This is a genomic window from Paenibacillus sp. Dod16 (genome assembly GCF_049893405.1).
In the GTDB taxonomy this organism is placed as follows: Bacteria; Bacillota; Bacilli; order Paenibacillales; family Paenibacillaceae; genus Paenibacillus_AQ.
In genome coordinates, this window is record NZ_JBNDYG010000126.1 from 1 (window position 1) to 885 (window position 885).

The 885-nt window shown below is 44.9% G+C and carries 1 pseudogene; it reads left to right on the plus strand.

The window, feature by feature from the left end:
• Positions 1–120: 120 nt before the first annotated feature.
• Positions 121–885 (plus strand): annotated as a pseudogene (locus ACPV3A_RS37695) (IS1182 family transposase); the annotation flags it as partial.

An 885-nucleotide genomic window follows, 5' to 3' on the forward strand; every position in this document is an offset into this window, starting at 1 on the left:
CTTCAGGCTGTAGGCTGTCGAGAAAATCTCGACAGCTATTTTTCGCACATTTAATTCAACACGACACCGCGTTAATATTATATAATATTAGTAAATAAACCGTTCGGAAGGGTGTTAAATATGTTGCGTTCTAACCGAGAAAAACAGCAGGCTTACGAGTTTGTTTCGATTGAAGAATTGGTTCCTCAAGATCATCTGCTCCGTAAAGTGGACAAGTATATCGATTTCTCTTTCATCGACGAAAAGGTCCGTCCGCTTTACTGTGCTGATAATGGGCGACCAGCCATCGATCCTGTCGTGTTATTTAAGATGATTTTCCTCGGTTATTTTTATGGCATCCGTTCGGAGCGTCAACTGGAACGCGAGATTCAGACGAATGTGGCATACCGTTGGTTTCTTGGTTTGGGATTGACAGACAAAGTTCCAGACCATACCACCATTAGCTGGAATCGACGGACTCGTTTCAAAGACACCAATATCTTTCAAGATATCTTCGATGAGATTGTGCTGCAAGCAATTCAGCACCGCATGGTCGGCGGACGAGTCCTGGTTTCGGATTCCACGCATGTGAAGGCCAATGCGAACAAGCACCAGTACACCAAGCAGCAGGTTTTACAAAACACACGAGAATACATGGACGAACTCAATGGCGCGGTAGAAGCCGACCGGAAGACGCATGGAAAAAAGCTTTAAAACCCAGAGAGGATGTGGTCGAGAAGAAAGAAATCAAGGTGAGCAAAACCGACCCGGATAGCGGTTATATGATTCGCGATGGCAAACCGGAAGGATTCTTTTATTTAGATCACCGGACCGTTGATCTAAAATACAATCTGATTACCGATGTCCACGTCACGCCGGGAAACGTTCATGATTCTGTACCGTATT